Origin of the sequence: Pseudomonas typographi, from assembly GCF_014694385.1 — a bacterium.
Lineage (GTDB): Bacteria > Pseudomonadota > Gammaproteobacteria > Pseudomonadales > Pseudomonadaceae > Aquipseudomonas > Aquipseudomonas typographi.
The window spans coordinates 198975-224853 of the sequence record NZ_JAAOCA010000005.1 but is presented as its reverse complement, the minus strand read 5'-3'; the positions used below and the strand labels follow the sequence as shown (position 1 = coordinate 224853).

Below are 25879 nucleotides of genomic sequence, written 5' to 3'. Positions count from 1 at the left end.
CCCATGCCCGGCGCGCCGCCGCCATTGGCCTTGATCTGCCCGAGCAGGGTGACGCCGCCTGGGTCGAGCTTGATGAAGCTACCGCCGGCCTTGAGGGTAATCTCCATCCCGGCTTCGATCACCAGCGACTGCCCGCTGCACAGGTGGATCTGCTGCCCGGCCTCGATGAACTGCCCCTCACCCAGGCGCACATGCTGGCTGTGCTCCACGCTCAAGTGGTCGCTGCCCTTGACCTGGACCTTGCGCTCGCCGTCGGTGGTGCGGTGTTCGTCGGCCTTGAAATAGCTGTGGCTAGCGCCCTCGACCGTGTCGTGGCGCTCATGGCCCACGCGGATGTGCTGGTCGTGCTCGATGTTCTGCGCCCAGTCGCGTTGGGCATGGATGTAAAGCTGCTCGGCGCCTGCGCGGTCTTCGACGCGCAGCTCGTTGTAGCCTTCGCCGCCGGGGCTGCTGAGTGTTTTGAACACGCTGCGGGTTTTGTTCGCCGGCAGGTCGTAAGGGGGCTCGTGGGCGGCGTGGTAGAGGCAACCGGCAACCAGCGGTTGGTCCGGGTCGCCTTCCAGGAAGCTGACCAGCACCTCCATGCCCACCCGGGGCAAGGCGATGGCGCCGTAGCGGTCGCCGGCCCAGGCACTGGCGACCCGCACCCAGCAACTGGTTTTGTCATCGCCCTGGCCGTCGCGGTCCCAGTGGAATTGCACCTTGACCCGGCCGTATCGGTCGCAGTGGATTTCTTCGCCCTCGGGGCCGGTGACCGTGGCCGTTTGGCTGCCGAGCAGGCGCGGTTTGGGGTGCGCCAACGGTGGGCGATAGGGCGTACCCCTGGGGATGGCACGGAAGCGGTTGCGGTAGCCCTGCTGGAAGCCGCCTGCGGCTGCTGTGCCGTCGGGGGTGCTTTCTTCCAGCACCTGCGGCTGCTTGCCTTCATGGTGCACCTCGGTCAGCAGCCACTGTTGGTTCCAGGCCTTGACCGGGTGCTCGGCCAGTTCCAGGTAGTGGCCGCTGGCGAGGAGGGCGGCGTCGCTATTGCCATTGGCCTGCTCACCGCCTTGGCGGTGGCGCTCCAAGGCGCGCTTGGCCAGCAGCTTGCCACGGTCGCGTTCGGTGAAGCGGCCGGGGTAGGCGTAGTCTTCCCATTGCGGTTGCAGTGTGCGGTCGGCCGGGTGATCGCCGTGGTATTCGGCCTCCATGGCAACGCCGGGTCGCTGGAAGTCGTAATCGCGGCGCGCCGTATGGCGGGTATGGGGATGCAGCCCTGCGCCGAAATGTTTGATCACCGGCTGTTCGGTCACCTGCCCGGTGTCCGGGTGGTAGGGCAACGGGGCCAGGCGCGGCAGCGGTTCCAATGCATCGCTGAACACCAGCATGTGCCCGCCGGGGCTGTGCTGGAAGTGGTAGTGGATACCCTCTTCCTCGCACAGCCGCTGAACGAAGTGCAGGTCGGTTTCGCCGTACTGCACGCAATACTCGCGTTGGGGGTACGCGGTGGGGCCGAGTTGGAAGCGGTGGTGGGTGGTGGCGAGAATGCCGTGCTCGCTGAGTACCTGGGCAACGATCTGCGGCACGCTGCGCTGCTGGAAGATGCGCTGGTTGCTGCGGTAGGCCAGGTACGCCAGCGTTGGCGCCAGGGTGAGGTAGTAGCGCGTGAGTCGCGGGCCGCTTTCGCCTTGGGCAATGTGCTGCACGCTGCCATGCACGCCCGCGCCGTGGGCATCGAAGGCGAGGAACGCCGGTTGGTTCAGCAGGCTGTGCAGGTCAAGGCCGGGGTCGTCGCTCACCAGTTCCAGCTCGAAGGTATAGGGCTGGCTGATGGCTTCATGGCCGGTGAACGCCAGCACCTGAAGGCTGTGCTCGGCCCCTGGCAGGTTCAAGGTAAACAAAGGTTGGTTGGCGGGGTTGAACATCAGCACTTGCCCTCGGCTGGCTTGGCGCGGGGGCAACACAACGCATGTGCATGGTGAAGTCCTTTTGCCGGGAAATGGGATCCATGAACGGCAACGACTTTAACCAGTGCGCAAACTATGAGTTAATAAATATATATTACTTAAGTTTTCAAGTTGCAGATTAAGAGTTTCCTGGCAACTGTGCATAAAGTTGCGCAGTGGCCGTTTAATATTAACTTATGCCGCCAGCCGGATATTCCCTAACACCACCGGCCTTGCCCAGGCTTCGTCGAACTGCAGTTCGTACTGTTGCTGCGCCATTTCTTCGGGCGGGTAAGGTGTGTTCGGTGGCGGCAGCAAGCTACTGTCGAACTCGGCGATGGGCAGGTATAGCGTGCGTGGCGCCGGGCCCGGGCCTGGCACCGGCATGGGCTTGCCATACTTCATGGCCACAGGCCGTGCCCAGGCTTCGTCGAATTGCAGGGCGTATTGTTGCTGGGCAATCGCCTCGGGCGGGTAGGGGGTGTTCGGTGGCGGTAGCAGGCCGTTGTCCAGTTCTGCCTTGGGCAGAAACAACGGTTCGGGGGGCACCAGCGGGCGCTCGCTGATGGGGAGGCCGCGCTGGGTGTGGATGGCTTCGAGCACCACGCTGCCGCCCAGGGGTTCGCCCTCGGCGCTGGTCGCCGCCGCCAGGCTGAACGAGTGTGCCGATACGCCGGCATCGAGGTCGCCGTGGCGCTCGGCTTGGGCGCGGGTGAAGAAGTCTTGCCACAGCGTGCTGCTGCCGCCCAGGGTCTGGACATTGCGCTGGCTGTAGTTCCCCTTCGGGGAAATGAAGCCTACTGGGGCGGAAACGAAATCGGGCATGGCGTTCAGGCGCGTAGGTTCTGGCAAAATACCGGTCAGTGTTGCTATCGGCCATGGCGGCCGGGGCTTTAGTCAGGGTGGTTAATTTAATGCAAGCGCAACAGGCGGCCTGCCGCCTTCAGGTACAGGCCATGGCGCCGGCATTCGCCACGGGCGCGGCGGCGTGGGCTGAGCGGCTGGGATTGCCGCTGTATACCGGCGAAGCCGAATTGGCCCTGCAAGTGGGCGAACGGGGCTTGCAGTTGCAGCAGCTCGGCCCCCAGGCGCCGGGGCCGGTGCGGGTGGACTTTGTCGAAGGGGGGGCCGCGCACCGCCGGCAATTCGGGGGCGGCAGCGGGCAAATGATCGCTAAGGCCGTGGGTGTGCAGCCGGGCATGCGGCCCACGGTGCTCGATGCTACCGCGGGCCTGGGAGGGGATGCCTTCGTGCTGGCATGCCTGGGTTGCCCATTGCAGTTGATCGAACGCCAGCCGGTGGTGGCCGCACTGCTCGAAGACGGTCTGGCGCGGGCGGCGGCGCACGCCGATACCGCGCTGATCGTGGCGCGCATGCAGTTGCGCCAGGGCAATGCCATCGAGCTGATGGCGCGGTGGGAAGGTACCCCACCGCAGGTGGTGTATCTGGACCCGATGTTCCCGCACCGTGACAAGAGCGCCTTGGTCAAGAAGGACATGCGCCTGTTCCGCCCGCTGGTGGGGGACGACCACGACGCCCCGGCGTTGTTGCGCGCGGCGCTCGCATTGGCCAGCCACCGGGTGGTTGTCAAGCGCCCGCGCAAGGCGCCTGCTATCGAGGGCCTGAAACCTGGGTTGGTAATCGAGGGCAAATCCAGCCGTTACGACGTCTACCCGCTCAAGTCGCTTAAGCCTGGCGGATGATCACCCTGCCTCCACGCGTAAGTAACGAAATTTTTACAAAAATGGAAAGACTCTTTCCCGGATGTGGCGTTTATGTCGGCGCAATGAACAATTAGCCTGCTATCGTTCGCCCTACCACAGGGTGCATTGCCTGATGAATAAGGACTCGTCTGAATGAACAATAAGCTGATCGGCTTTCTGGCTGGCTGGCGCGGCGCTGGGGGCGGCATTACTGGGGCCAGCCCAGGCAGCCGAGGTTTCCGGGGCTGTGGGGGTAACAGGGCAAGGTGACATGACGTACCGCCTGGGCCTGGGTTGGAACTGGGACAAACAATGGTTGCAATCCACTACCGGCCACTTAACCGGTTACTGGGACCTGGGGTACACCTACTGGGAAGGTGGCGACCAAGCGCCGGGCCGCCATTCGCTGTCGTTCGCGCCGGTGTTTGTCTATGAGTTCGGCAGTGGTTACTACAAACCCTTTATCGAGGGCGGCATCGGCGTATCGGTATTTTCCGGCTCAGCCGTCGGCGACCAAAAGCTTGGTTCGGCGTTTAACTTCGAAGACCGCATCGGCTTGGGCGTGAAACTGGGCGACACGCAGCGCGTGGGCCTGCGTGCCATTCACTACTCCAACGCCGGTATCAAGGAGCCGAACGACGGCATTGAATCGTACTCGCTGTTCTACAGCCACACCTTTTGATCGGGGCTTAGGCCGCTTCGGTTTTACCCGCGGCGGCTTGGCGCTTTACCAAGTACGCGGCCAATGCCTGTTGTTGCGCCGCGGTGGTGAACAAGCCGAGTTTAGTGCGGCGCCAGAGTATGTCGTCGGTGCTGGCCGCCCATTCCTGTTCGCACAGGTAATCCACTTCATGGGCGCTCAGCCCGCCGCCAAAGTCCTCGCCCAAGCCGCGAGCATCGCTTACCCCGTCGAGTAACGCCCAACTGCGCGAACCATAGGTGCTGGCCCAACGCTGTGCCAGCGACAATGTCACCCACGGCGCCCGCGCTACGATCTGTTCGGCCAGCGCTTGTGGGGTGGTCATCGCCTCGCCGCCAGGCAGGGCTGCCTGCGCCGTCCAACTGCCTTTCATTTGGCTGAAGAACGGTTTTAAGTCGGCCATGGCCGATTCGGCCAGTTTGCGGTACGTGGTCAGCTTGCCACCAAACACCGACAGCAACGGCGGTTCGCCAGCCTCGGCGCTCAGGGCGAGCGTGTAATCGCGGGTGATGGCCGACGGGTTGTCGGACTCATCGTTACACAGTGGCCGCACGCCAGAATACGTATGCAGTACATCTTCGGGCGACAACTGGTGTTTGAAGTGGCCGTTGATCACCGCCAGGATGTAGTCGGTTTCTGCTTCGGTGATCGACACTTTGGCCGGGTCGCCGGTGTATTCGCGGTCGGTAGTGCCGAGCAGGGTGAAGCGCCCGAGGTAGGGGATGGCAAATACGATACGTTTGTCTTCGTTCTGCAAGATGTAGGCATGTTCGCCCTCGTACAACCGTGGCACGATCAAATGGCTGCCCTGGATCAGGCGAATGCCATAGGCCGAAGGCAATTGCAGGTCTTCGCGGATCACTTGGGCAACCCACGGCCCTGCAGCGTTCACCAGCGCCTTGGCGCGGATCGAGAACAGGCTGCCGTCGGTACGCTCCAGGTGCAGGTGCCACAGCCCTTTGATGCGCCGTGCATTGAGGCAGCGGGTGCGGGTGTGGATGTGCGCGCCGTGTTCCCGCGCGGCCATCGCGTTGAGCACCACCAGGCGGGCGTCGTCCACCGCGCAATCGGAATATTCAAAACCGCGCTTGAATTCGGCCTTTAGCGGGTTGCGTGGGCCAAAGCGTAGGCTGGTGGAACCGCGCAGTTTTTCACGCTTGCCCAGGTGGTCATAAAGAAACAGCCCCGCCCGGATCATCCATGCCGGGCGTAGGTGTGGCTGGTGCGGCAGCACGAAACGCAATGGCTTGACGATGTGCGGCGCCTTGGCCAGCAGCACCTCGCGCTCGGCCAGCGCCTCGCGTACCAGGCGGAACTCATAGTGTTCCAGGTAGCGCAGGCCACCATGGATAAGCTTGCTGCTGGCCGAAGACGTGTGCTGCGCCAGGTCGTCTTTTTCGCAAAGAAACACAGACAGCCCGCGCCCGGCGGCGTCGGCGGCGATACCCACGCCATTGATGCCACCCCCGATCACGGCAAGGTCATAGGCTTCAGCCAAGGGTGGGTTGGGGTTTGTATGTCGAGACATCGGGCGGGCCTCTCAGCGGTTCACTGTGCGGTCGGCTTCGTTTTCAGTGAAACCGAACATCAATGTTCATTTTCGAAAATGTTAGCCCAATAAAACGAGGGCCGCCAGTCAGTTTCGATTGAAAAGTCTGATCGCCGTGCGAAAAAAAGAACATTAACGAACACTGATGCCATCCGGGATGGGCGGGGGGCGCGTGGGAAGCGTATGCACCCGTTGTAGATGAAGGGTGCCGATGGCCAACGCGGCCCGGCCACGAAATGTACGGGCCATTGGGGGCGAACACCCCGTTAAGCGACTTCCAAGCGGACCTTGTGCTGGCTGAGTACGTGGATCAGCGCGGGGGTAGGGGCGGTGTCGGTGACCAGGCAATCGACCAGGCCGATCGAACCCAGGCGTACCATGGCGTTGCGGCCAAATTTGCTGGAGTCGGCTGCCAGAATCACCTGGCGGGCATTGGCGATGATCGCCTGGGAAACCCGCACTTCCTGGTAATCGAAATCGAGCAGGCTGCCGTCGTCTTCATCGATGCCACTGATGCCCACCAGCGCATAGTCGACCTTGAACTGCTGGATGAAGTCGACGCTGGCCTGGCCCACCACGCCGCCGTCCCGGCGCACGGTGCCGCCGGCCAGCAGCACCTCGAAGTCATCCTTGCCGCTCAGGATCGAGGCCACGTGCAGGTTATTGGTGATGACCTTGAGCTGGTTGTGGTTGAGCAGTGCGCGGGCGATGCATTCGGTGGTGGTGCCAATGTTGATGAACAGTGAAGCGTGGTCGGGGATCTGCGCCGCAACGGTTTCGGCGATGCGCTGTTTCTCGTCGCGCATCTGGTCGGCGCGCATGGCGTAGGCGGTGTTCTCGATGCTTGAATCGTATGCGGCACCGCCATGGTAGCGGCGCAACAAGTTGCTTTCGGCCAATTGGTTGATGTCGCGGCGGATTGTCTGCGGGGTGACCACGAACTGCTGGGCCATCTCCTCGATGCTCACATAGCCGCGTTCGCGGACCAGTTCGAGAATATGTTGTTGGCGGGGGGGCAGGTTCATGGGGGGTCCTTGGGCTACCGTTCGGTGGGCGCATGATGCCGGACAGATGCCCTGTAGGACAATCGCCCGGCGCTACCGGCTCAATACACCTCCAGTATCGAGTAGGCCCTCACGCCGCCGGCCAGCGCCAGCGACACGTTGTCGCCTTCACCCTGGCCGCGCAACGCTTGGCCCAGCGGCGACTGGGTGGTGATCACGGTGCATGGCCCGAACTCGGCAACCAGCGTAAGGCCCGCCGCGTCCAGACCGAGGAACAGCCACTGGGGCTGGCCACCGGGGCCGGCCAGGCGCAGCAGGTCGCCTACGCGAATGCCGAGGGCGGGATCATGCTCGGCCGGCGTCCAGGTGCGATAACGGGCCAGTGCCTGGCTGATTTCTTCGAGCCGGCGGGCTTGGCCATGAGCGAGGTAAGAGGCCTCCAGGCCGCGGGTGTCGTATTTGTTCTCTGCCTTGCTTTGTTCGTGGGTGGCCGCTTCGCGTGCCGTTTGCACCGAGCGCAGGGCCACTTGGTGGTCTTGCTCAAGGGTTGCGATGATCTGCGCAATCAATAATGGTTTGTTCATCATCAGTTACAAAACCTGGCGACGTTCTCACGGTTTGCGTCGGTCGGCGCGGTGCGCGTTTGCTCCAGCCAGAATTGGCACTGTGGGTTGCCCTGGTTGCTGGCATCGGCGCGGGCCGCCTGCTCAGCCTGGCGCAATTGCTGGCGGTGCAGGTTCTGCTGGTATTGCTCGAACAGCGCGCTGCTGCCAGTGGGCGGAGCGGGTGCCGGTAACAGCACCGCGGCCGGTGGCGCGCCGCCCAAGGTTGCCAGTGGTAGGGCTAACGGGCCCCAATGGCGCCAGGCCAGCCAGCCGCTCAAGGCGATGGCAACGAAGCCCAGCCACAACCCCAGGGCGACGCCCAGGGTTAATTGCAGGAAAGACAGACGCGTGCTCATGGCGTGCTCCAAGGGGCGTGCGCGGGTCGCTAGTGTGGCACAGCCGGCCACATTGGCTTGGCCCAGGGTCGGCCAGGCGGCACAATGCCGGGCATCAAGGGGGCATGCAACTACATGAAGCAGCATTGGGACATTTTCTGCAAAGTCGTGGACAACTATGGCGACATCGGCGTGGCGTGGCGCCTGGCACGGCAGTTGGTGGCCGAACACGGCTTGGCCGTTCGCCTATGGGTCGATAACCTGCAGGCCTTCACCCCGCTGTGCCCGGAGGCTGACCCACGCTTGGCGCGGCAGTGGCAGGCTGGCGTGCAAGTGCGCCATTGGGCCCCCAAGTGGGTCGCTACAGACATGCCCGCCGTGGTGATCGAAGCGTTCGGCTGTAAGCTGCCGCCTGGCTACGTCACCGCGCTGCACGCCCAAGCGGGGCGCACGTTATGGCTGAACCTTGAGTATTTGAGCGCAGAGGCTTGGGTGGGCGGCTGCCACGGCTTGCCCTCCCATGGTGGGCCGGGTTACCAAAAGTCTTTCTTTTTCCCCGGCTTTCGCCCCGACACCGGTGGGCTGCTGCGCGAACGTGACCTGTTGGCGCAGCGCCGGGGTTTTCAAGCCGCTGAGCGGGCGGCGTTTCTCGCCCGGTTGGGCGTAGCGCCCGCCGAAGGGGCCCTGTTGTGTTCGCTGTTCGCTTACGAAAACCCCGGCCTGGCTGCATGGTTGCAGGCCATGGCCAGCGGAGCGTGCCCGGTTCATTTGCTAGTGCCGCAGGGGCGCATCCAAGGCGAGCTGGCGGCCTGGCTGGGTGAAGTGCCGCAAGTGGGCCAGCCATACCGGCGCGGCGCCTTGGCGGTGCAGCCGTTGCCGTTCGTCGCGCAAAGCGACTACGACCGCTTGCTCTGGGCGTGTGATTTCAATGCGGTGCGGGGTGAGGACTCGTTCGTGCGCGCCCAATGGGCGGGGCGGCCGTTGCTTTGGCATATCTACCCGCAAGAAGAGGACGCCCACCGTATCAAGCTCGAGGCATTCCTCGAACTGTACCTGGCCGGCCTCGATGCGCCGGCGCGCCAAGCGCTGGGCGGTTTACACCGGGCCTGGAACTTCGGCGGCAACATGGGGCTGGCGTGGCAGGGGTTGGTGGCACACCGGGCGGAACTGACCGCCCATGCCGAACACTGGTGCGCCAGCCTTGCCGCTCGGCCGGACCTTGCCACGGCGCTGGTGCAGTTTTACCGAAATTGGCTATGATATGCGGCTTGAATTTGTCATCACCCCACCGCATCCGGAATTGTGTAATGAAAACTGGTAAAGAGCTGAAACCCGGTACCGTACTGCGCATCGACAACGATCCATGGCTGGTACAAAAGGCCGAGTTCACCAAGTCGGGTCGCAACAGCGCGATCATGAAGACCAAGCTGAAGAACCTGCTGACCGGTTACAAGACTGAAACTGTCTATTCCGCCGACGACAAGCTTGACGACGTGATCCTTGACCGCAAGGAAGCGACCCTGTCGTTCATCAGCGGCGACTCCTATACGTTCATGGACACCACCGACTACACCATGTACGAGTTGAACGCCGAAGACATCGAAGCCGTGCTGCCGTACGTCGAAGAAGGCATGACCGACATATGCGAAGCGGTGTTTTTCGAAGACCGCCTGGTGTCCGTCGAGCTGCCAACCACCATCAGCCGCCAAGTCGACTACACCGAGAACTCCGCACGCGGCGACACCTCCGGCAAGGTCATGAAACCTGCCAAGTTGAAAAATGGCACCACACTTCAAGTCGCTGACTTTATCGAAATCGGTGAGTTCATCGACATCGATACCCGCGACGGTTCGTTCAAGGGCCGTACAAAATAGCGGTTGCGTTTCTAAGGGCGTTAGAAGTTCGCATGAGAATGGCGTGTTGAAGGGGGTTGTCGGGCAAGGCGCCGAGTCGAGTCATAGCAGGGCTATGGCAAAGGGTCGGTACCAGGGCCCGGCAGTAACAGGCACCCCAAGCCTGCAGCAACTTCCCTAGCCGCCACGAAACCCGCCTAACCCGCGGGTTTTTTGCAAGCGTTGCTTATGGTGGCGGCCCGCAGGGCTATATCTTGCCTTGCAGGTGCCCGCGCAAGTCGAGCAACTCATGCTGTAATGCCCGGAGCGTTTCAGGCGTCATGCCACTGGCGCTAAGGATGCTATGGGGCAGCTCTTGGGCGCGCGTTTTCAGGGCTTGCCCTTGTTCGGTGAGGTTGACGATGACCACCCGCTCGTCGTCTTTGCTGCGGGTACGGCTGAGTAGGCCCTCGCTTTCCAGGCGTTTGAGCAAGGGGGTAAGCGAGCCGGGGTCGGTAAGCAGCCGGTTGCTGATTTCGCCCACGGTCAGGCCGTCGCGCTCCCATAACACCAACATGGCCAGGTATTGCGGGTACGTAAGCCCCAGGGCGTGAAGTAGAGGCTTGTACACCTTGGTCATCAACAGCGACGTCGAATATAAGGCAAAACATAACTGGTTATCCAGCGCCAGCGGGTCGCCGCCCGGGGCGGCCGTGGAAAGATGCTCGGCTTTCATGCTGATCCTTTGTTTCGAATGCCTTGGTTAACGCTAAGGTATTTAGTGTGATGGCTAAGGCGACTCGGTTCCATGTATGCACATAGGTCGCTTGAAAATTCGATTGGTGCAGCGCTTCAGAAGTTCGCTAAATGTTGTTTTGCTTTACGATGCAGCGCTGTGCAAATAGAGGGCGTGTGCGTGGATATCCTGCTTTACCTCGCCCTGGGGGTGGCCATGGGCACCCTGGGTGGCTTGTTCGGCATCGGCGGCGGGTTGATCGCGATACCGGTGCTGGGGTTGTGGTTCGGCCTTGACCAACAATTGGCCCAGGGCACGGCGTTGGTGATGGTGGTGCCGAATGTAGTGTTGGCGCTGTGGCGCTACCACCAACGCAATCGCATCGAGCCGCGCCACGCCCTGGCATTGGGCGCCGCGGGTTTGGTCTGCGCCTGGGTCGGCTCGCTGGTGGCCGTGGGCCTGGATGCGACGGCGATGCGCTGGGGGTTCATCGTGTTTCTTATCGTGCTGGCTGCATTCAATGCCTGGCGCACGTTCACCGCCGGGGCCCCGCCCACCGCCACGCTGCGCCAACCATGGCCGCGGCTGGCGGCGCTCGGCGGGGTGTCCGGTGCGCTGGGTGGTTTTTTCGGTGTAGGTGGTGCTGTCGTGGCGACGCCGGTACTCACCGGCGCATTCGGCACCACCCAGGTGGTGGCGCAGGGTTTATCGCTGGCCTTGGCGCTGCCCAGCACCGGTATCACGCTGGTCACCTACGCACTGCACGGCCATGTGCTGTGGCGCATGGGTGTGCCCATGGCGATTGGCGGGCTGGCCAGCATCAGTTGGAGCGTGCGGTTGGCCTATGCGTTGCCCGAGCGCACACTACGCCGGGCGTTTTGCCTGTTCCTGGTGCTGTGCGCCGTGCTGCTGGCCTTCAAAGCTTGAACCCTTCGGCGATGTGCCCAGCCAACGCGTCGATCATCGGCGACTGGCTAGCCGCGTTGCGCACCAGCATCACATTGGCCAGTGGCAATTGCGGCAAACCCTCGGCCGCCCCGAGCACGCGCAACCCCGGCGTGATCAGGCTTTGCAATTGCGCGGTGACCGCCAGCCCGGTGCTGACCACCGCCATGATCGCCGACAGGCTCGGGCTGGTGTATGCCAGGCGGTAGGCGCGCTGGCTAACTTCCAGGGCATTGCATGCCCACAGCCGGCAAAAACAGTCGCCGTTGAACATCGCCAGCGGCATGGGCTCTTGTTCGTGGGGGGCGAAACCTTCCGCTTCGGTCCAGACCAAGCGTTCTTGGCGTAGTAACTGGCCCATTTCTTCCCCGGGCTGGCGGGTCACGATGCTCAAGTCCAGGTCGTTGCGTTGCAGCAATTGCCGCGACGTTTCGCAGTGCACCTCCACTTGCACCAGCGGGTAGGCTTGGGCGAACCCGGAGAGGATGCCCGGCAGAAAGCGCATCGCATAGTCGTCGGGTGTGCCAATGCGTACGGTGCCGACCATCTGCGGTTCGCGCAGGGTGTTGATCACCTCGCTGTGCAGTTTAAGAATCCGCCGCGCGTAGCCGAGCAGTACCTGGCCTTCGGCTGTTAGGCGCATCTGCCGGCCATCACGCTCGAACAAGCGGCGCTGCAGCACGTCTTCTTCCAGCCGTTTCATTTGCATGCTTACGGCCGATTGGGTGCGGTTGACCTTTTCCGACGCTTTGGTAAAGCCACCTTCGTCGGCGATGGCTACAAAGGTGCGTAATACCTCGGAGTCGATGCTTTGGTAGTTGGACAATGGATCAAACTCCGAGATGGGTCGCATCAGAAACATTCGTTAGTTTGATCCTACACCTGCTAGCAGACTGGCGCCATCCACTTCAGGAGGGCACCACCATGAAACGTCAAGCAGGCTATGCCACCGTAGCACCCCAGCAGCTGGCCGCCCTGGCGGGGATAAGCCGGTTGCGCCGGTGGTACGAGTTGTACCAGCAGCGCCACCTTTTGGCGCAATTAGGCGATGCCGCCCTCAAAGACCTGGGCCTGACCCGTGCGGATACTTATGCTGAAAGCGCGCGGCCGTTTTGGGATGACCCGCTGCGCAAATGAAACGGGTGCAGGCGCCGGTGCCCATGGCCGCGCCTGGCCATAGCCCTGCCATGACGCGCTACGGCCTTGCCCGGTAACAAAATGCTCAGGTCAATGCTTGTGCGAAGGTCCGGACCACTACACTAGGCTCACATTTTCCTATTCAGTAAGGCACACGCTTGGCCCCTATCGAACTGAGCATTGCCCAAGCCCGCCGTATCGGCCTCAGCGCCCAGGGTTTCGGTGGCCGTGCCCGCGGCGTGACCGCGCGCCACCTGTTGGCCATGCTTGAGCGCCTTGGCGCTTTGCAATTGGATTCGGTCAACGCTGTGGTGCGGTCGCACTACCTGCCGCTGTTCTCCCGGCTTGGGCCCTACCCACGCGAGGCCCTAGACCGGTTGGCTTGGGGCGGCCGCCGCCACCAGCAGCTGTTCGAAGCCTGGGGCCATGAGGCGTCGTTGTTGCCGCTGTGCCTGCAGCCATTGTTGCGTTGGCGGCAGGCCCGCGCTGCCCAAGGTGCGGGCATCTATCAGGGTTTGGCACGTTTTGGCCGGGAAAACACCGGCGTACTCAACCGCGTGCTGGGCCAAGTGGCGGCCCGTGGGCCCGTGGGTGCGGGCGCGCTGAGCACCCGTGAGGGCAAAGCCGGGCCATGGTGGGACTGGAGTGAAGAAAAACAGGCACTGGAGTGGCTGTTCGCCGCCGGTGAGCTATGCGTGGCCAGCCGTCGAGGTTTTGAGCGCCTTTACGATATGCCCGAGCGGGTATTACCCGCGTCGATCCTGGCGCAGCCCACCCCTACCGAGGCAGACGCCCAACGCGCCTTACTGCTGCATGCCGCCCAGGCGCTGGGCGTGGCCACGGAAAAAGACCTGCGCGAGTATTTTCGCTTGGCCCCCGCCGACACCAAGGCGCGCTTGGTCGAGCTTGAAGAAGAGGGTGCCTTGCTGCGTTGCAAGGTCGAGCATTGGCGCCAACCGGCTTGGTGCCTGCCCGCCGTCAAGGTGCCGCGCAAGGTGGCGGCCAGTGCGCTGCTGTCACCGTTCGATTCACTGCTGTGGGTACGTGAGCGCGTGGAGCGTTTGTTCGAATTCCGCTACCGGCTGGAGTTCTACTTGCCGCCGGCCAAGCGCACCTTTGGCTATTACGTGATGCCGTTCCTGCACCAAGAACGCATCGAAGCCCGCGTGGACGTGCGTGCGGACCGCGCCAGCGGTGCCCTGGTGGTCCACGCGCTGCACCAAGAGAGCGTGGGCCTGGATGCCGCTGGCAGGGCGGCCCTGGGTGAGCAATTGCAGGCACTGGCCGACTGGTTGGGGCTGGCCGAGGTGCGCATGCCGGCTTGACTGGCCGGCGTTCAGCGCACTTTGCCCGCGCTGGGCAACAGCTGCTCCTTGGAAAAGTCGTCCACGTCGATCACCTTGCGCCGGGCGGCATGGGCCTGTTGCAGGCGTTGCGCCTCGGCAAGCTGCAGCACGCCTGCAGCCACGGCGGCATCTACTGGGTCTTGCCCCGGTAACGGCCGCAGTTGGCCACTTTTCAGTGCCGCCTGTAGCTTGTGCTGTGCAGGCCCGGCGGCATCTAGCAGGTCGCAGGCCGCTTGCAACGCGCCCACCGCGTCGTCGGCCGATTGCGGGCGGTAGCAGCCTTCGAGCAGCGCTTCCAGGGCAGGGTCGCCGCTGGGTCGCCCGATCAGTTCGGCGACCTGCGCGTCCAGCGCGTCGCGGGTGCCACGCTGGCGCCGGCCGAAGGGGAACACCAGTGCCCGCAGCAGGCCGCCAATCAACCGGTTGGGAAAATTGTCGAGCAGCTTGTTCAAGGCTTCTTCGGCCTTGCCCAGGCTTTCTTCCATGGCCCAACGCACCAGGGGTTGCAAATGCTCCGGTGTTTGCAGGTCGTGGTAACGCTTGAGCGCGGCACTGCCCAGGTACAGATGGCTCAGCACATCACCCAGGCGCGCCGACAGCCGTTCCCGGCGCTTGAGAGTGCCACCGAGCAGCATCATGGCCACGTCCGCCACCAGGGCGAAGGCCGCCGCCTGCCGGTTCAGCGCGCGGAAATAGCGCTGGCTCAGGGCATCGCCTGGCTGGCGCTCGAAATGCCCAAGCCCCAGGTTCAGCGCCAGCGTGCTGCAGGCGTTGCCGAAGGCGAAGCCGATATGCTCAAGCAACAGGCCATCGAAGCGTTCGAGGCCGCGTTGCCGATCTGGCTCTTGCACCGCGGCCATTTCCCGGAGCACGAAGGGGTGGCAGCGGATCGCCCCCTGGCCGAAGATCATCAGGTTGCGCGAGAGGATGTTCGCCCCTTCCACGGTGATGAAAATCGGCGCGGCCAGCCAGTTGCGTGCCAGGTAGTTATTCGGCCCGGCGATGATCGCCTTGCCGCCGTGCACGTCCATGGCATGGGCGATGCACTCGCGGCCGCGCTCGGTGAGGTGGTACTTGAGAATCGCCGACAGCACCGAGGGCTTCTCACCGAGGTCGACTGCGTTGGCGGTAAGAATCCGCGCGCTGTCCATCAGCCAGGCATTGCCGCCGATGCGGCCCATGGCCTCCTGGATACCCTCGAATGCGCTCAGCGGCACGTTGAACTGCTCGCGAATGCGGGCGTATTGCCCGGTGACCAAGCTGGTGTATTTGGCCATGCCCGTGCCCACTGCCGGCAGCGAGATGGAACGGCCCACCGACAGGCAGTTCATCAGCATCATCCAGCCCTTGCCGAGCATGGGCTGGCCGCCGATCAACGCCGACAACGGCACGAATACATCCTTGCCGCTATTGGGGCCGTTCATGAACGCCGCGCCCAGGGGCAAGTGGCGGCGGCCAATGACCACCCCGGGGGTGGCGGTGGGGATCAAAGCCAGGCTGATGCCCAGCTCGGTTTTATCGCCCAACAGGTGGTCGGGATCGTAGGCCTTGAAAGCCAGGCCCAGCAGGGTCGCCACCGGCCCCAAGGTGATGTAGCGTTTTTCCCAGGTCAGGCGCAGGCCCAGTACTTCTTCGCCTTGCCATTGGCCGGTGCAAACGATGCCCACATCTGGCATGGCGCCGGCATCGGAACCGGCCATGGGGCCGGTGAGGGCGAAGCAGGGGATTTCTTCGCCGCGGGCCAGGCGCGGCAGGTAATAATCGCGTTGTTCGTCGGTGCCGTAGTGCAACAGCAACTCGGCAGGGCCCAGCGAGTTGGGCACCATGACCGTGGATGCCAGGTCGCCGCTGCGGGTGGCAAGTTTCATCGCCACCTGTGAATGCGCATAGGCCGAAAAGCCCTTGCCGCCGTATTGCTTGGGAATGATCAGGGCGAAAAAACCCTGTTCCTTGATGTACGCCCAGGCTTCGGGGGGCAGGTCCAGATCCTGCCCCACTTGCCAATCGCTGAGCATTTCGCACAGCGCCTCGGTGGGGCCGTCGATGAAGGCTTGTTCTTCGGCGTTCAATTGCGCCTTGGGGTAATTGAGCAGGGTATGCCAGTCAGGGCGGCCACTGAACAGTTGGCCATCCCACCACACAGTGCCGGCGTCGATGGCTTCGCGCTCGGTGCTCGACATCGGCGGCAGGGTTTTGCGAAACCAGGCGAACAAGCGGCGGGTGAACAGGCGCTGGCGCAGGCCAGGCAGAAACACAAACCCCGCCACCGCGGCCCACAGCAACCAGCACAGCAGCAATAGCCCCCCTGGGCCTTTGCCCAGCAGGCCCCATACCAGTAGGTAAACGGCCACGATGCCCAGCGCTGGGCCGGCGGCCGCCCGGCGGTGGCCGAGCCAGGTGATGCCCAACAGCAGTACCACGATCCACAACAACAGCATATGCAGCCTCCTCGGGCCCGCGCTCGGTTCGTCCCAGCAGCTTAGTCGGTTCGCTGGGTGCGGGCCTAATGACTGGCGCCGGCCATGGGCGTTCGTGCCAACGCGGCGGGCTAAACGGCCCCGCCGCCACGCAGTGGCTTGGCACGTACAGGGTATGAAATACCAATCGAACGCCTGGCCGCGCCACGCCTCGAAGCATGGCATGGGCGCCGGAAATACCCGGAAGCGACGCGCCCTGCGCTCTGGCCGTGCCGCATCGATAGTGACTATCAATCGCCTTGGCTGTACTTATTTACCGAACCCCCGGAACATTAATAAGGCGCAAACGTTGCAAAGGTGACATTCGCCCCCATCTCCGGGCAACGAATTGCTTTAAAGCGAACAACAAGTGAAGCCTGACATGACCTCAGCCCTGTCCATCCGGCAGCTTGCCAAAACCTACGGTAACGGTTTCCAAGCCCTGAAGGGCATCGACCTGGACGTGGCCGAAGGCGATTTCTTCGCCTTGCTCGGCCCCAACGGTGCCGGCAAGTCCACCACCATTGGCGTGCTCTCCACCTTAGTCAATAAAACCGGCGGCAGCGTAAGTGTGTTCGGCCATGACCTGGACCGCCAGAGCGCGCAACTTAAACGCTGCATCGGTGTGGTGCCGCAAGAATTCAACTTCAACCAGTTCGAAAAAACCTTCGACATCGTCGTGACCCAAGCCGGTTACTACGGTATCCCGGTGAAGCAGGCCAAGGAGCGGGCCGAACGGTACCTGACCCAATTGGGCCTATGGGACAAGCGCGATACCCCTTCGCGCTCACTCTCCGGCGGTATGAAGCGGCGCTTGATGATCGCTCGCGCGTTGGTGCATGAGCCGCGCTTGTTGATTCTCGATGAGCCCACCGCAGGCGTTGATATCGAGCTGCGCCGCTCGATGTGGACGTTTTTGACCGAGCTCAATCGCCAGGGCACCACGATCATCCTCACCACCCACTACCTGGAAGAGGCCGAACAGCTGTGCCGCCATATCGGTATCATCGACCGTGGCACCATCGTTGAGAACACTAGCATGCGCCAGCTGCTCGGTAAGCTTAACGTCGAAACCTTCCTGCTCGACCTTCGCCAAGACCTACAAGCGCCCCCGGTGCTTAACGGCTACCCGTGCCGCCTGGTAGACGCCCACACCCTTGAGGTACAGGTCGACAAAGAGGCCGGTATTACCAGCCTGTTTGGGCAACTGGCTTTACAGAACATCGAAGTGGCCAGCCTGCGCAACAAAACCAACCGCCTGGAGGAACTGTTCGTGGCACTGGTGGAAAGAAACCTGGCGAGGATAGCTTTATGAGCGAGTTTTCCGCCAACCTGGTGGCGCTGCAGACCATCGTCTACCGTGAAATCCGCCGCTTCATGCGGATCTGGCCGCAAACCCTACTGCCGCCGGCGATCACCATGGTGTTGTACTTCGTGATCTTTGGAAACCTGATTGGCCGGCAGATCGGTGGCATGGGCGGGTTCACCTACATGCAGTACATCGTGCCCGGGCTGATCATGATGTCGGTGATCACCAACTCGTATGGCAACGTGGTGTCGAGTTTCTTCGGTGCGAAGTTCCAGCGCTCGATCGAAGAACTGATGGTCTCGCCGGTGTCCCCTCACACCATTCTTATCGGCTATGCCCTGGGCGGCGTGCTGCGTGGCTTGGCGGTGGGGTTGATCGTGTCGCTGCTGTCGCTGTTTTTCACCGACCTGCAGGTGCACCACCTGGGCATCACGGTGTTGGTGGTACTGCTCACGGCCACCATCTTCTCGCTGCTGGGCTTCGTCAACGCCGTATTCGCGCGCAATTTCGATGATATCTCGATTATCCCGACCTTCGTGCTTACGCCCCTGACCTACCTGGGTGGGGTGTTCTATTCGATCAACCTGCTGCCGCCGATCTGGCAAACGCTGTCGTTGGCCAACCCGGTATTGCACATGGTCAACTCGTTCCGCTATGGCATCTTGGGTGTATCGGACATCCGTATCGGTGTGGCGATCAGCTTCATGCTGGTGGCTGCGGTGGTGCTGTATGTGTTCTGCGCCCGCTTGCTGGTCAGCGGCCGGGGTATGCGCTCGTAACCCCCTTCAGGCTCGTGACGGCGGCGGCGGTTTATGCCGGCGCCGCCATTGCCGCCCCACCCGCCAACGCCAGAACCCCAGCGTGGCGTAGTACCCGGCCAGCGCCAGCACCGTGGCGCTGGCCACCGAGCCCAACAAAAAAGGTTGCCACATCGTTGCCAGTTGGTTGCTGAGCCATTCCCACGTCACACCTTGGGGGAGCTGCCGGGGGGGCACGCCCAACAGCCAGGCGCCCAGCTTGTATGTGCAATAGAACACCGCGGGCATGGTCAGTGGGTTGGTCAACCACACAAGGCCTACGGCGATGGGCAGGTTGGCGCGCGCCGGCACGGCGAGCGTGGCGGCCAGCAGCATTTGCATGGGCAGCGGCAACAAGGCTGCGAACAGGCCGATACAGGTGCCCCGGGCCACTGCGCGGCGGTTAAGGTGCCACAGGCTGGGCCGTTCGAGCAGCGGGCCGAGAAAACGCAGTGAGCGATGCGCGCGTAGCGCAGCCGGGGCAGGGAAGTAGCGGCGTAACAGGCGGCGGGCCATGGTGTTTACACAGGCGGCAGGTCGGCCGGCAGTATGCCCCGCTGTGGCAGCATTGCCCTGTGCTTTTTGTGACAATTATTTAAAGCGCGCCCCGCCACCTTGGGCTAAACACCACAGCGGTCCCAGGGTTCAAGGATGAACGGCAATGGTGTTGAGGATGGCTGCGTTGGCGGCTGGGCTACTGGCGCTGTGCGGGTTGCCCGCGCTGCCACCGGCGTGGATGCTGGCGCTCGGCGTGGGCCTGGCGGGGCTGTGCCTGGCTCGGCGCTGGTGGGCCCCCGGGTTGTTTTTGCTGGGGCTGTGCTGGGCGTGTTTCAGCGCCCAGCGTGCGCTGGACGACCGCCTGGCGCCCGCATTGGATGGGCAAACCCTATGGCTGGAGGGGCGTGTGGTAGGCCTGCCGCGCCACGATGGGCAGAGCGTGCGCTTCGAACTGGACCACGTACAGGCGCGCCGCGCGCGCTTGCCAGCCTCACTGCGGCTGTCGTGGTTTGCTGGCCCCGAGGTGCGCAGCGGCGAGCGCTGGCGCCTGGCCGTTACCCTGCGCGCCCCTCGGGGGCAGGTCAACCCGGGCGGCTTCGACCATGAGGCCTGGTTACTGGCCCAACGCATTGGCGCAGTGGGGGCGGTGAAGGATGGCCACCGTTTGGCCGAGGCCGCCAGTGGCCGCTGGCGCGGCGCGCTGGGCGAGCGTTTGCGCCAGGTCGATGCCTTCGGCTACGAAGCGGTGATTGCCGCCTTGGTGCTCGGCGATACCCGCGGCTTGTCGGTGGCGCAGTGGCAAATGCTGCAAGACACCGGCACCGTGCATTTGTTGGTGATTTCCGGGCAGCATATCGGGCTGTTCGCCGGCTTGCTGTATGGCGCGGTGGCAGGCTTGGCCCGGCTGGGCCTGTGGCCGCTACGCTGGCCCTGGTTGCCGGTGGCGTGTGCCGCGGCCATGGCCGGCGCGTTGGGTTATGGCTGCCTGGCCGGCTTCGCGGTGCCGGTGCAGCGGGCTTGCGCCATGTTGTTCGTGGTGCTGCTGTGGCGCCTGCGCTTTCGCCGGTTGGGGCTGGCCCAGCCGTTACTCGGGGCGCTGTGTGCGGTGTTGGTGTTCGAGCCGCTGGCCAGCCTGCGCCAAGGGTTTTGGTTATCGTTCATGGCCGTTGCCGTGCTGCTGCTGGCGTTGGGTGGCCGGCTGGGCGGCTGGAAGCCCTGGCAAGCCTGGTCGCGCCCGCAGTGGGTGCTGGCGATCGGGCTGATGCCGTTGCTGGTGGCGTGGGGCTTGCCAGTCAGCCCTACCGGCCCGCTGGCGAACCTGCTGGCGGTGCCGTGGGTGGGCGTGTTGGTGTTGCCTTGGGCGCTGCTGGGCACGGCGTTGCTGGCGCTGGGGCCGGTGGGTGAGTGGCTGCTGTGGGCCGTGGGGGTGTCGTTGGCGGGGCTGTTCAGGGTGCTCGGTGCGCTGGCGGCGGTTTCGCCGGCGCTGTATGTGCCCGCGCCCCCCGCCTGGGCTTGGCCGGCCATCGCGGCGGGCAGCGTGTTGCTGCTCGCCCCGGCAGGGCTGCCAGGGCGCTGGCTGGGTATGGCGCCCTTCGCTTTGCTGGTGTGGGCACCAGCGCCGCAGGTGGCGCACGGCCAGGCACAGGTATGGCAGCTCGATGTGGGCCAGGGCCTGGCGGTGTTGGTGCGCACCCGCCAGCATGCACTGCTTTACGACACCGGCCCGGGCAGTGGCGAGCGCAACGCTGGGCGCCAAGTGGTGCTGCCCAGCTTGCGTGCGCTGGGCGTCGGCGCGCTGGATACGCTGGTGATCAGCCACGCCCACCTGGACCACTATGGGGGCGCCGCCACGGTGCTGGCCAGTGTGCCGGTGGCGCGCCGGGTAGCCGGCGACCCGCAACACCTGCCGCCCCAGTGGCGGTTACAGCCGTGTGAGAGTGGCCATGCCTGGGCCTGGGATGGCGTGCGCTTTTCTCAGTGGCGCTGGGCCGACGCACGGGAAAGCAACCCAGCCTCCTGCGTGTTGTTGATCGAAGCGGGCGGCGAGCGCCTGCTGCTGGCCGGCGACATCGACGCGGCCGCCGAACGCGCGTTGGTCGCCGAGCGCCCGGCGTGGCGCGCCGACTGGCTACAGGCGCCCCATCACGGCAGCCGCACCTCTTCCAGCGCAGCGTTGCTCGACCACTTGCAGCCCACCGGCGTGCTGGTGCCGCGCGGCACCGGCAACCGTTTTGGCCACCCCCATGCCGAGGTGTTGGCCCGTTATCAGGCGCGCGGGCTGCGTATCCACGACACGGCCTTGCACGGCGCGCTGCAGCTGCACTTGGGCAGTTATGACCGCGTGCGTGGGCTGCGTGAGCAACGGCGCTTTTGGCGGCTGCGCTGATGTGAGCGCCGCCGCGTTCGGTTCACCCGGCCCGCTGTGATAGAGTGGCGAGCATTTTCGAGGGGGGCGTTCACTGTGTGGGAACTGGTCAAAGCCGGCGGTTGGATGATGCTGCCAATCATTCTAAGCTCGATCGCGGCATTCGCTATCACCGTGGAGCGCCTATGGACCTTGCGCGCCAGCCGCGTAGCGCCCAACCACTTGGTGGGCCAGGTGTGGCGCTGGATCAAAGACAAGCAACTGAACAAAGAGCGCCTAAAGGAATTGCGCGCCAACTCGCCGCTCGGTGAAATCCTCGCCGCGGGCTTGGCCAATTCCCGCCATGGCCGCGAAATCATGAAAGAGTGCATCGAAGAGGCGGCCTCGCGGGTGATCCACGAATTGGAGCGCTATATCAGCACCCTGGGCAGCATCGCCGCGATGGCCCCGCTGCTGGGCCTGCTGGGCACGGTACTGGGCATGATCGACATCTTCAGCGCGTTCACCTCCAGTGGCATGTCGGCCAATGCTTCAGTGCTGGCCGGCGGTATTTCCAAGGCGCTGATCACCACGGCCTCGGGGCTGATGGTCGGCATCCCGGCGGTGTTTTTCCACCGCTTCCTGTTGCGCCGGGTCGATGAACTGGTGGTGAGCATGGAGCAGGAGGCAATCAAGCTGGTCGAGGTGGTGCAGGGCGATCGTGACGTCGACCTGGCTGGGGTGGCCGCGTGAAGTTCCGCCGTCGTCGCCCGCGTGAGCAGATCGATATCAACCTGGCTTCGCTGATCGACATCGTCTTCGTGCTGCTGTTGTTCTTCGTGGTCACCACCACCTTCACCCGCGAAACCCAACTGCGCATCGAATTACCCCAAGCGGTCAGCGGTGCCCCGCAAGAGCCCGACGTGAAGCACATCGATATCGCCATCAACGCCGACGGCGAATATGCGGTGAACAACAAGAGGCTGCCGAAAAGCGACCTAGACACTTTGATGGGGGCGATCCAGGCCGAGGCCGGCGGTAATACCACGCTACCGATGGCCATCAGCGCCGATGGCAAAACCCCGCACCAAGCGGTGATCACCGCCATGGATGCGGCTGGCCAGTTGGGCTTTAGCCGGCTGTCGATTACCACCGTCGAAGCTCAAGGCCACTGATGGGGCTGGCTGACCGCCTGTTGCGCGCCTGGTATGAGGGCCACCCGGCACTGGGCCTGCTGGCGCCCTTAGAAGCGCTCTACCGCCAGGTGGCGCAGCGCAAACGCGCCGGTTACCTCAGCGGCAAGGCCCCGGCCTACCGCGCGCCGTGCTTGGTGATCGTAGTGGGTAACATCACGGTAGGTGGCACCGGCAAAACGCCGATGATCTTGTGGCTGATCGAGCACTGCCGGGCACAGGGGTTGCGTGTGGGGGTGGTCAGCCGTGGTTATGGCGCCCGGCCGCCACGCCTGCCGTGGCGGGTAACGCCCAGCGATGCCGCGCAACAGGCCGGTGACGAGCCGCTGTTGATTGTGCAGCGCAGCGGCGTGCCGATGATGATCGACCCCGACCGTGCGCGGGCGGTCCAGGCCCTGCTGGCCGCCGAAGCGCTGGATGTGGTGCTGTGCGACGACGGCTTGCAGCATTACCGCCTGGCGCGCGACCTGGAACTGGTGTTGGTCGATGCAGCCCGTGGCCTTGGCAACCGCCGCTGCCTGCCGGCCGGCCCCTTGCGCGAACCAGCCGAGCGCTTGGCCAGTGTGGATGCAGTGCTGTTCAATGGTAGCGCCGAAGACCGCAGCGGCGGCTACGGTTTTACCCTGCAACCAAAGGCATTGGTGAACCTGGCCACCGGTGAGCGCCATGGCCTCGATTATTTCCCGCCCGGCCAAGCGCTGCACGCGGTGGCCGGGATCGGCAACCCACGGCGTTTCTTCGCCACCCTCGAAGGGTTAAACTGGCGCCCGGTAGAGCACGCCTTCGCCGACCACGCCACCTTCAGCGCTGCCGCCCTGGCTTTCGAGCCGCCGCTGCCGTTGGTCATGACCGAAAAAGACGCGGTCAAGTGCCGCGCCTTCGCCCAGCCAAGCTGGTGGTACCTGGCGGTGGATGCGCAACCCTCCCAAGCTTTCCAGGCTTGGCTCGACACGCGGCTGGCGGCCATGCTGCCTTCTCGCGTGGCGCGCCGGCCATAACCCGCAGGGACTTCCCATGGACACCAAACTACTCGATATCCTCGCCTGCCCGATCACCAAGGGCCCGCTCAAGCTCAGCGAAGACAAAACCGAGCTGATCAGCAAGGGCGCAGGCTTGGCCTACCCGATCCGCGAGGGTATTCCGGTGATGCTTGAGAGCGAAGCCCGCACCCTCACCGATGACGAGCGCCTGGAGAAATGACGCCTGCCTTTACTGTTGTTATCCCTGCGCGCTTCGCGTCCACCCGCCTGCCCGGCAAGCCGCTGCAACTGATCGCCGGTAAGCCCATGGTGCAATGGGTATGGGAGCGGGCGCGGCAAAGCGGCGCGGCCCGGGTGGTGGTGGCCACCGACGATGTGCGTATCGTTCAGGCCTGCCAGGGCTTCGGCGCCGAAGCGCTGCTGACGCGTACTGATCATGAGTCCGGCACCGATCGGCTGGCGGAAGTGGCCATCGCGCTGGCGCTGCCGCCCGAGGCGATCGTGGTCAATGTGCAGGGCGACGAGCCATTGGTGCCACCGCAGATCATCGACCAAGTGGCCGCTAACCTGGCCGCCAACCCCCACGCGCGCATGGCCACGTTGGCCGAACCGATCGAAGAAGCCGCGGCGTTGTTCAACCCCAACATCGTCAAGGTGGTGACCGACAAAACCGGACTCGCACTCACCTTCAGCCGTGCAACCTTGCCCTGGGCGCGCAACGCGCTGGCTACCCAGCCGGGGGTGTTGCCCGCGGGGGTGCCGTACCGCCGCCATATTGGGATCTACGCCTATCGGGCGGGTTTTCTCCATGATTTCGTCGCCTGGGGCCCTTGCTGGCTGGAGCAGGTGGAATCGCTGGAGCAACTGCGCGCACTGTGGCAAGGCGTGCGCATCCATGTCGGCGACGCACTGATCGCGCCGCCGACTGGGGTGGATACCCCTGAAGACCTCGAACGCGTTCGTCGCATCCTGGAGGCTTGATGCGTATCTTGTTCGTCTGCCTGGGTAACATCTGCCGCTCGCCCACCGCCGAGGGGGTGATGCGCCAGAAGCTGGCAAAGGCCGGTTTGGGCCAGCGGGTGCAGGTGGCTTCGGCCGGTACCGGCGACTGGCATGTGGGCAAGGCGCCCGATACCCGTACCCAGGTGGCGGCGCGCCAGCGAGGCTATGAGTTGGCTGGCCAGCGCGCCCAGCAGGTCAAGGCAGCGGATTTTGACCACTATGACCTGATCCTGGCCATGGACCATGCCAACCTCGCCCAACTGGAGCGCTTGCGCCCCACGGCGAACCAAACGCCCGTTGCGCTGTTCCTGCGCTATACCGGCGGCCCTGTGGACGATGTGCCAGACCCTTATTACGGCGGTAGCCAGGGCTTCGAACAGGTGCTGGCGCTGATCGAGGCTGGCTGCGATCAGCTGGTCGCCGAGCTGGGCGGGCAGCCATGACCCTGGCCGTGCGCGAAGCGGTTTCGCTGCAACCGTTCAATACGTTCGGCATCCAGGCGCGGGCTGAGTATTTCACCGCCGTGCACAGCGACGCCGAATTGCGCCAAGCCTTGGCCTTGGCCGCCGAGCGTGCTTGGCCGGTGCAGATCATCGGTGGGGGCAGCAACCTGTTGCTCACGGCCGACCTCCCCGGGCTGGTGATCCGCATGGCCAGCCAAGGCAAGCGCATTCTGCGTGAGGCCGGCGAGCAGGTGCTGGTCGAAGCTGAGGCCGGCGAGCCGTGGCACCCGTTCGTGCAGTGGTCGTTGGCGCAAGGTTTGGTGGGCCTTGAGAACCTGAGCCTTATCCCGGGGACGGTGGGCGCTGCACCCATACAGAACGTGGGGGCCTATGGCATTGAAGTCAAAGACGTGTTTGCCGGCCTCAGCGCCTTGGACCGCCACAGCGGCGAAATCCACGAATGGGGCGCCCAAGGCTGCGCCTTTGGCTACCGCGATAGCCGCTTCAAGCAAGAGCCAGGGCGTTGGGTGATCTTACGGGTACGCTTTGCCTTGGGCCGGCACGCGCCGCTGCACCTGGATTACGGCCCGGTGCGCCAGCGCCTGGCGGCTGAAGGTATCGAACAGCCCAGCGCGTCGCAGGTTAGCCAGGCGATCTGCGCCATTCGTCGGGAGAAGCTGCCGGACCCTGCGGTGCTTGGCAACGCTGGCAGCTTTTTCAAGAACCCGGTGTTGCCCCAGGCCCAAGCCGATGCGCTGCGCCAGCGTTTCCCGGGCCTGGTGAGCTATCCGGCCGGGGAGGGGTTTGCCAAGCTTGCCGCCGGTTGGCTGATCGACCAGGCCGGTTGGCGCGGCGTGCGCGACGGTGCCGCCGGGGTGCATGCTGACCAAGCCTTGGTGTTGGTCAATTATGGCGGCGCCACGGGCGAGCAGGTGCTGGCCCTGGCCCGGCGGATTCAGGCTGATATCCAGGCGCGTTTTGGCGTGAGCCTTGAGATAGAGCCGAACCTGCTCTGAACCCTTGTACGTGGAGGCGGGTCA

At 64.1% G+C, this 25879-nt stretch carries 27 protein-coding genes; 17 read left to right on the top strand and 10 right to left on the bottom strand.

What is annotated here, in order from left to right; translation table 11 throughout:
- On the bottom strand, positions 1 to 1904 hold a 1904-nt coding region (locus HAQ05_RS05725; protein ID WP_190418328.1), incomplete at its 3' end, for a type VI secretion system Vgr family protein.
- A gap of 216 nt (positions 1905 to 2120) precedes the next feature.
- Positions 2121 to 2750: an energy transducer TonB gene (locus tag HAQ05_RS05720; RefSeq protein WP_190418296.1), complete on the bottom strand. Its 630-nt coding sequence runs from the start codon at positions 2748 to 2750 to the stop codon at positions 2121 to 2123.
- A gap of 89 nt (positions 2751 to 2839) precedes the next feature.
- Between HAQ05_RS05720 and HAQ05_RS05715 the strand changes: the two genes are divergently transcribed.
- Positions 2840 to 3628, top strand: a complete 789-nt coding sequence (locus HAQ05_RS05715; protein WP_190418294.1) for a class I SAM-dependent methyltransferase — start codon at positions 2840 to 2842, stop codon at positions 3626 to 3628.
- Between the two features lie 181 nt (positions 3629 to 3809).
- Positions 3810 to 4310 carry an acyloxyacyl hydrolase gene (locus HAQ05_RS05710; protein ID WP_238936473.1) on the top strand — a complete coding sequence of 167 codons (501 nt, stop codon included), beginning with the start codon at positions 3810 to 3812 and terminating at the stop codon, positions 4308 to 4310.
- Between the two features lie 7 nt (positions 4311 to 4317).
- On the opposite strand, the gene glpD is transcribed toward HAQ05_RS05710, so the two are convergent.
- The 4 genes from glpD to HAQ05_RS05690 form a co-directional block, all read right to left on the bottom strand.
- A complete protein-coding gene (gene glpD, locus HAQ05_RS05705) occupies positions 4318 to 5856 on the bottom strand; it encodes a glycerol-3-phosphate dehydrogenase (RefSeq protein ID WP_190418290.1) in 1539 nt (512 codons plus the stop codon).
- Positions 5857 to 6143: 287 nt separating this feature from the next.
- Positions 6144 to 6902: a DeoR/GlpR family transcriptional regulator gene (locus tag HAQ05_RS05700; protein WP_190418288.1), complete on the bottom strand. Its 759-nt coding sequence runs from the start codon at positions 6900 to 6902 to the stop codon at positions 6144 to 6146.
- A gap of 80 nt (positions 6903 to 6982) precedes the next feature.
- Positions 6983 to 7465 (bottom strand): GreA/GreB family elongation factor, encoded by a 483-nt coding sequence (locus HAQ05_RS05695; RefSeq protein ID WP_190418326.1) that lies wholly within the window; start codon positions 7463 to 7465, stop codon positions 6983 to 6985.
- A gap of 2 nt (positions 7466 to 7467) precedes the next feature.
- Positions 7468 to 7842: a hypothetical protein gene (locus HAQ05_RS05690; protein WP_190418286.1), complete on the bottom strand. Its 375-nt coding sequence runs from the start codon at positions 7840 to 7842 to the stop codon at positions 7468 to 7470.
- A gap of 114 nt (positions 7843 to 7956) precedes the next feature.
- On the opposite strand from HAQ05_RS05690, the gene earP reads away from it, so the two are divergent.
- Together earP and efp are read left to right on the top strand one after the other, a co-directional pair.
- Positions 7957 to 9081 (top strand): elongation factor P maturation arginine rhamnosyltransferase EarP, encoded by a 1125-nt coding sequence (gene earP / locus HAQ05_RS05685; RefSeq protein ID WP_190418284.1) that lies wholly within the window; start codon positions 7957 to 7959, stop codon positions 9079 to 9081.
- A 47-nt stretch (positions 9082 to 9128) separates the two neighbouring features.
- Complete coding sequence (gene efp / locus HAQ05_RS05680; RefSeq protein ID WP_190418282.1) at positions 9129 to 9695, top strand: elongation factor P; 567 nt, start codon at positions 9129 to 9131, stop codon at positions 9693 to 9695.
- A 226-nt stretch (positions 9696 to 9921) separates the two neighbouring features.
- Here efp and HAQ05_RS05675 read toward each other — a convergent pair whose 3' ends face one another.
- The gene (locus HAQ05_RS05675; RefSeq protein ID WP_190418280.1) at positions 9922 to 10389 is read right to left on the bottom strand and encodes a MarR family winged helix-turn-helix transcriptional regulator; all 468 of its coding nucleotides are present in this window, start codon (positions 10387 to 10389) and stop codon (positions 9922 to 9924) included.
- 180 nt (positions 10390 to 10569) lie between these two features.
- On the opposite strand from HAQ05_RS05675, the gene HAQ05_RS05670 reads away from it, so the two are divergent.
- Positions 10570 to 11316 carry a sulfite exporter TauE/SafE family protein gene (locus tag HAQ05_RS05670; RefSeq protein WP_420825744.1) on the top strand — a complete coding sequence of 249 codons (747 nt, stop codon included), beginning with the start codon at positions 10570 to 10572 and terminating at the stop codon, positions 11314 to 11316.
- On the opposite strand, the gene HAQ05_RS05665 is transcribed toward HAQ05_RS05670, so the two are convergent.
- The gene (locus HAQ05_RS05665; protein ID WP_190418276.1) at positions 11306 to 12196 is read right to left on the bottom strand and encodes a LysR family transcriptional regulator; all 891 of its coding nucleotides are present in this window, start codon (positions 12194 to 12196) and stop codon (positions 11306 to 11308) included. The genes HAQ05_RS05670 and HAQ05_RS05665 overlap by 11 nt on opposite strands.
- 62 nt (positions 12197 to 12258) lie before the next feature.
- Here HAQ05_RS05665 and HAQ05_RS05660 point away from each other — a divergent pair, with 62 nt between their 5' ends.
- On the top strand, positions 12259 to 12471 hold the full coding sequence (locus HAQ05_RS05660; RefSeq protein WP_190418274.1) for a DUF1127 domain-containing protein: 213 nt from the start codon (positions 12259 to 12261) through the stop codon (positions 12469 to 12471).
- Positions 12472 to 12629: 158 nt separating this feature from the next.
- On the top strand, positions 12630 to 13796 hold the full coding sequence (locus tag HAQ05_RS05655) for a winged helix-turn-helix domain-containing protein (protein WP_238936466.1): 1167 nt from the start codon (positions 12630 to 12632) through the stop codon (positions 13794 to 13796).
- A gap of 11 nt (positions 13797 to 13807) precedes the next feature.
- Here HAQ05_RS05655 and HAQ05_RS05650 read toward each other — a convergent pair whose 3' ends face one another.
- Positions 13808 to 16255 carry an acyl-CoA dehydrogenase gene (locus HAQ05_RS05650; protein ID WP_190418272.1) on the bottom strand — a complete coding sequence of 816 codons (2448 nt, stop codon included), beginning with the start codon at positions 16253 to 16255 and terminating at the stop codon, positions 13808 to 13810.
- A gap of 400 nt (positions 16256 to 16655) precedes the next feature.
- Between HAQ05_RS05650 and HAQ05_RS05645 the strand changes: the two genes are divergently transcribed.
- Together HAQ05_RS05645 and HAQ05_RS05640 are read left to right on the top strand one after the other, a co-directional pair.
- Positions 16656 to 17588, top strand: coding sequence for an ABC transporter ATP-binding protein (locus HAQ05_RS05645; RefSeq protein WP_190418270.1), 933 nt, complete (start codon positions 16656 to 16658; stop codon positions 17586 to 17588).
- Positions 17585 to 18361, top strand: coding sequence for an ABC transporter permease (locus HAQ05_RS05640; protein WP_190418269.1), 777 nt, complete (start codon positions 17585 to 17587; stop codon positions 18359 to 18361). Before HAQ05_RS05645 ends, HAQ05_RS05640 begins: the two co-directional genes overlap by 4 nt.
- 6 nt (positions 18362 to 18367) lie before the next feature.
- Here the strand turns inward: HAQ05_RS05640 and HAQ05_RS05635 are convergent, their stop codons facing one another.
- Positions 18368 to 18895: a DUF2062 domain-containing protein gene (locus HAQ05_RS05635; RefSeq protein ID WP_190418268.1), complete on the bottom strand. Its 528-nt coding sequence runs from the start codon at positions 18893 to 18895 to the stop codon at positions 18368 to 18370.
- A gap of 145 nt (positions 18896 to 19040) precedes the next feature.
- On the opposite strand from HAQ05_RS05635, the gene HAQ05_RS05630 reads away from it, so the two are divergent.
- From HAQ05_RS05630 to murB, 8 genes are all read left to right on the top strand, one after another.
- Positions 19041 to 21263, top strand: a complete 2223-nt coding sequence (locus HAQ05_RS05630) for a DNA internalization-related competence protein ComEC/Rec2 (RefSeq protein ID WP_190418267.1) — start codon at positions 19041 to 19043, stop codon at positions 21261 to 21263.
- 75 nt (positions 21264 to 21338) lie between these two features.
- Complete coding sequence (locus tag HAQ05_RS05625; RefSeq protein WP_190418266.1) at positions 21339 to 21974, top strand: MotA/TolQ/ExbB proton channel family protein; 636 nt, start codon at positions 21339 to 21341, stop codon at positions 21972 to 21974.
- Positions 21971 to 22396 carry a biopolymer transporter ExbD gene (locus HAQ05_RS05620; protein WP_190418265.1) on the top strand — a complete coding sequence of 142 codons (426 nt, stop codon included), beginning with the start codon at positions 21971 to 21973 and terminating at the stop codon, positions 22394 to 22396. The genes HAQ05_RS05625 and HAQ05_RS05620 overlap by 4 nt, the downstream gene beginning before the upstream one ends.
- Positions 22396 to 23412, top strand: a complete 1017-nt coding sequence (gene lpxK, locus HAQ05_RS05615) for a tetraacyldisaccharide 4'-kinase (protein WP_190418264.1) — start codon at positions 22396 to 22398, stop codon at positions 23410 to 23412. The genes HAQ05_RS05620 and lpxK overlap by 1 nt, the downstream gene beginning before the upstream one ends.
- 16 nt (positions 23413 to 23428) lie before the next feature.
- Entirely contained in the window at positions 23429 to 23614 is a 186-nt protein-coding gene (locus HAQ05_RS05610) for a Trm112 family protein (protein ID WP_190418263.1), read from the top strand.
- On the top strand, positions 23611 to 24375 hold the full coding sequence (gene kdsB, locus HAQ05_RS05605) for a 3-deoxy-manno-octulosonate cytidylyltransferase (protein ID WP_190418262.1): 765 nt from the start codon (positions 23611 to 23613) through the stop codon (positions 24373 to 24375). The genes HAQ05_RS05610 and kdsB overlap by 4 nt, the downstream gene beginning before the upstream one ends.
- Entirely contained in the window at positions 24375 to 24839 is a 465-nt protein-coding gene (locus HAQ05_RS05600; protein WP_190418260.1) for a low molecular weight protein-tyrosine-phosphatase, read from the top strand. Before kdsB ends, HAQ05_RS05600 begins: the two co-directional genes overlap by 1 nt.
- Positions 24836 to 25855 carry a UDP-N-acetylmuramate dehydrogenase gene (gene murB, locus HAQ05_RS05595; RefSeq protein ID WP_190418258.1) on the top strand — a complete coding sequence of 340 codons (1020 nt, stop codon included), beginning with the start codon at positions 24836 to 24838 and terminating at the stop codon, positions 25853 to 25855. The genes HAQ05_RS05600 and murB overlap by 4 nt, the downstream gene beginning before the upstream one ends.
- The last annotated feature ends 24 nt before the right edge of the window (positions 25856 to 25879 follow it).

Bases quoted from the DNA above. Each gene is read 5' to 3' on its own strand.
- HAQ05_RS05650 (WP_190418272.1), bottom strand. From the start codon at position 16,255: ATGCTGTTGTTGTGGATCGTGGTACTGCTGTTGGGCATCACCTGGCTC.
- HAQ05_RS05645 (WP_190418270.1), top strand. From the start codon at position 16,656: ATGACCTCAGCCCTGTCCATCCGGCAGCTTGCCAAAACCTACGGTAAC.
- HAQ05_RS05610 (WP_190418263.1), top strand. From the start codon at position 23,429: ATGGACACCAAACTACTCGATATCCTCGCCTGCCCGATCACCAAGGGC.
- HAQ05_RS05700 (WP_190418288.1), bottom strand. From the start codon at position 6,902: ATGAACCTGCCCCCCCGCCAACAACATATTCTCGAACTGGTCCGCGAA.
- earP (WP_190418284.1), top strand. From the start codon at position 7,957: ATGAAGCAGCATTGGGACATTTTCTGCAAAGTCGTGGACAACTATGGC.
- HAQ05_RS05640 (WP_190418269.1), top strand. From the start codon at position 17,585: ATGAGCGAGTTTTCCGCCAACCTGGTGGCGCTGCAGACCATCGTCTAC.
- HAQ05_RS05630 (WP_190418267.1), top strand. From the start codon at position 19,041: ATGGTGTTGAGGATGGCTGCGTTGGCGGCTGGGCTACTGGCGCTGTGC.
- kdsB (WP_190418262.1), top strand. From the start codon at position 23,611: ATGACGCCTGCCTTTACTGTTGTTATCCCTGCGCGCTTCGCGTCCACC.
- HAQ05_RS05675 (WP_190418280.1), bottom strand. From the start codon at position 10,389: ATGAAAGCCGAGCATCTTTCCACGGCCGCCCCGGGCGGCGACCCGCTG.
- HAQ05_RS05665 (WP_190418276.1), bottom strand. From the start codon at position 12,196: ATGTTTCTGATGCGACCCATCTCGGAGTTTGATCCATTGTCCAACTAC.
- HAQ05_RS05715 (WP_190418294.1), top strand. From the start codon at position 2,840: ATGCAAGCGCAACAGGCGGCCTGCCGCCTTCAGGTACAGGCCATGGCG.
- efp (WP_190418282.1), top strand. From the start codon at position 9,129: ATGAAAACTGGTAAAGAGCTGAAACCCGGTACCGTACTGCGCATCGAC.
- HAQ05_RS05690 (WP_190418286.1), bottom strand. From the start codon at position 7,842: ATGAGCACGCGTCTGTCTTTCCTGCAATTAACCCTGGGCGTCGCCCTG.
- HAQ05_RS05660 (WP_190418274.1), top strand. From the start codon at position 12,259: ATGAAACGTCAAGCAGGCTATGCCACCGTAGCACCCCAGCAGCTGGCC.
- HAQ05_RS05635 (WP_190418268.1), bottom strand. From the start codon at position 18,895: ATGGCCCGCCGCCTGTTACGCCGCTACTTCCCTGCCCCGGCTGCGCTA.
- murB (WP_190418258.1), top strand. From the start codon at position 24,836: ATGACCCTGGCCGTGCGCGAAGCGGTTTCGCTGCAACCGTTCAATACG.
- glpD (WP_190418290.1), bottom strand. From the start codon at position 5,856: ATGTCTCGACATACAAACCCCAACCCACCCTTGGCTGAAGCCTATGAC.
- HAQ05_RS05600 (WP_190418260.1), top strand. From the start codon at position 24,375: ATGCGTATCTTGTTCGTCTGCCTGGGTAACATCTGCCGCTCGCCCACC.
- lpxK (WP_190418264.1), top strand. From the start codon at position 22,396: ATGGGGCTGGCTGACCGCCTGTTGCGCGCCTGGTATGAGGGCCACCCG.
- HAQ05_RS05695 (WP_190418326.1), bottom strand. From the start codon at position 7,465: ATGAACAAACCATTATTGATTGCGCAGATCATCGCAACCCTTGAGCAA.
- HAQ05_RS05720 (WP_190418296.1), bottom strand. From the start codon at position 2,750: ATGCCCGATTTCGTTTCCGCCCCAGTAGGCTTCATTTCCCCGAAGGGG.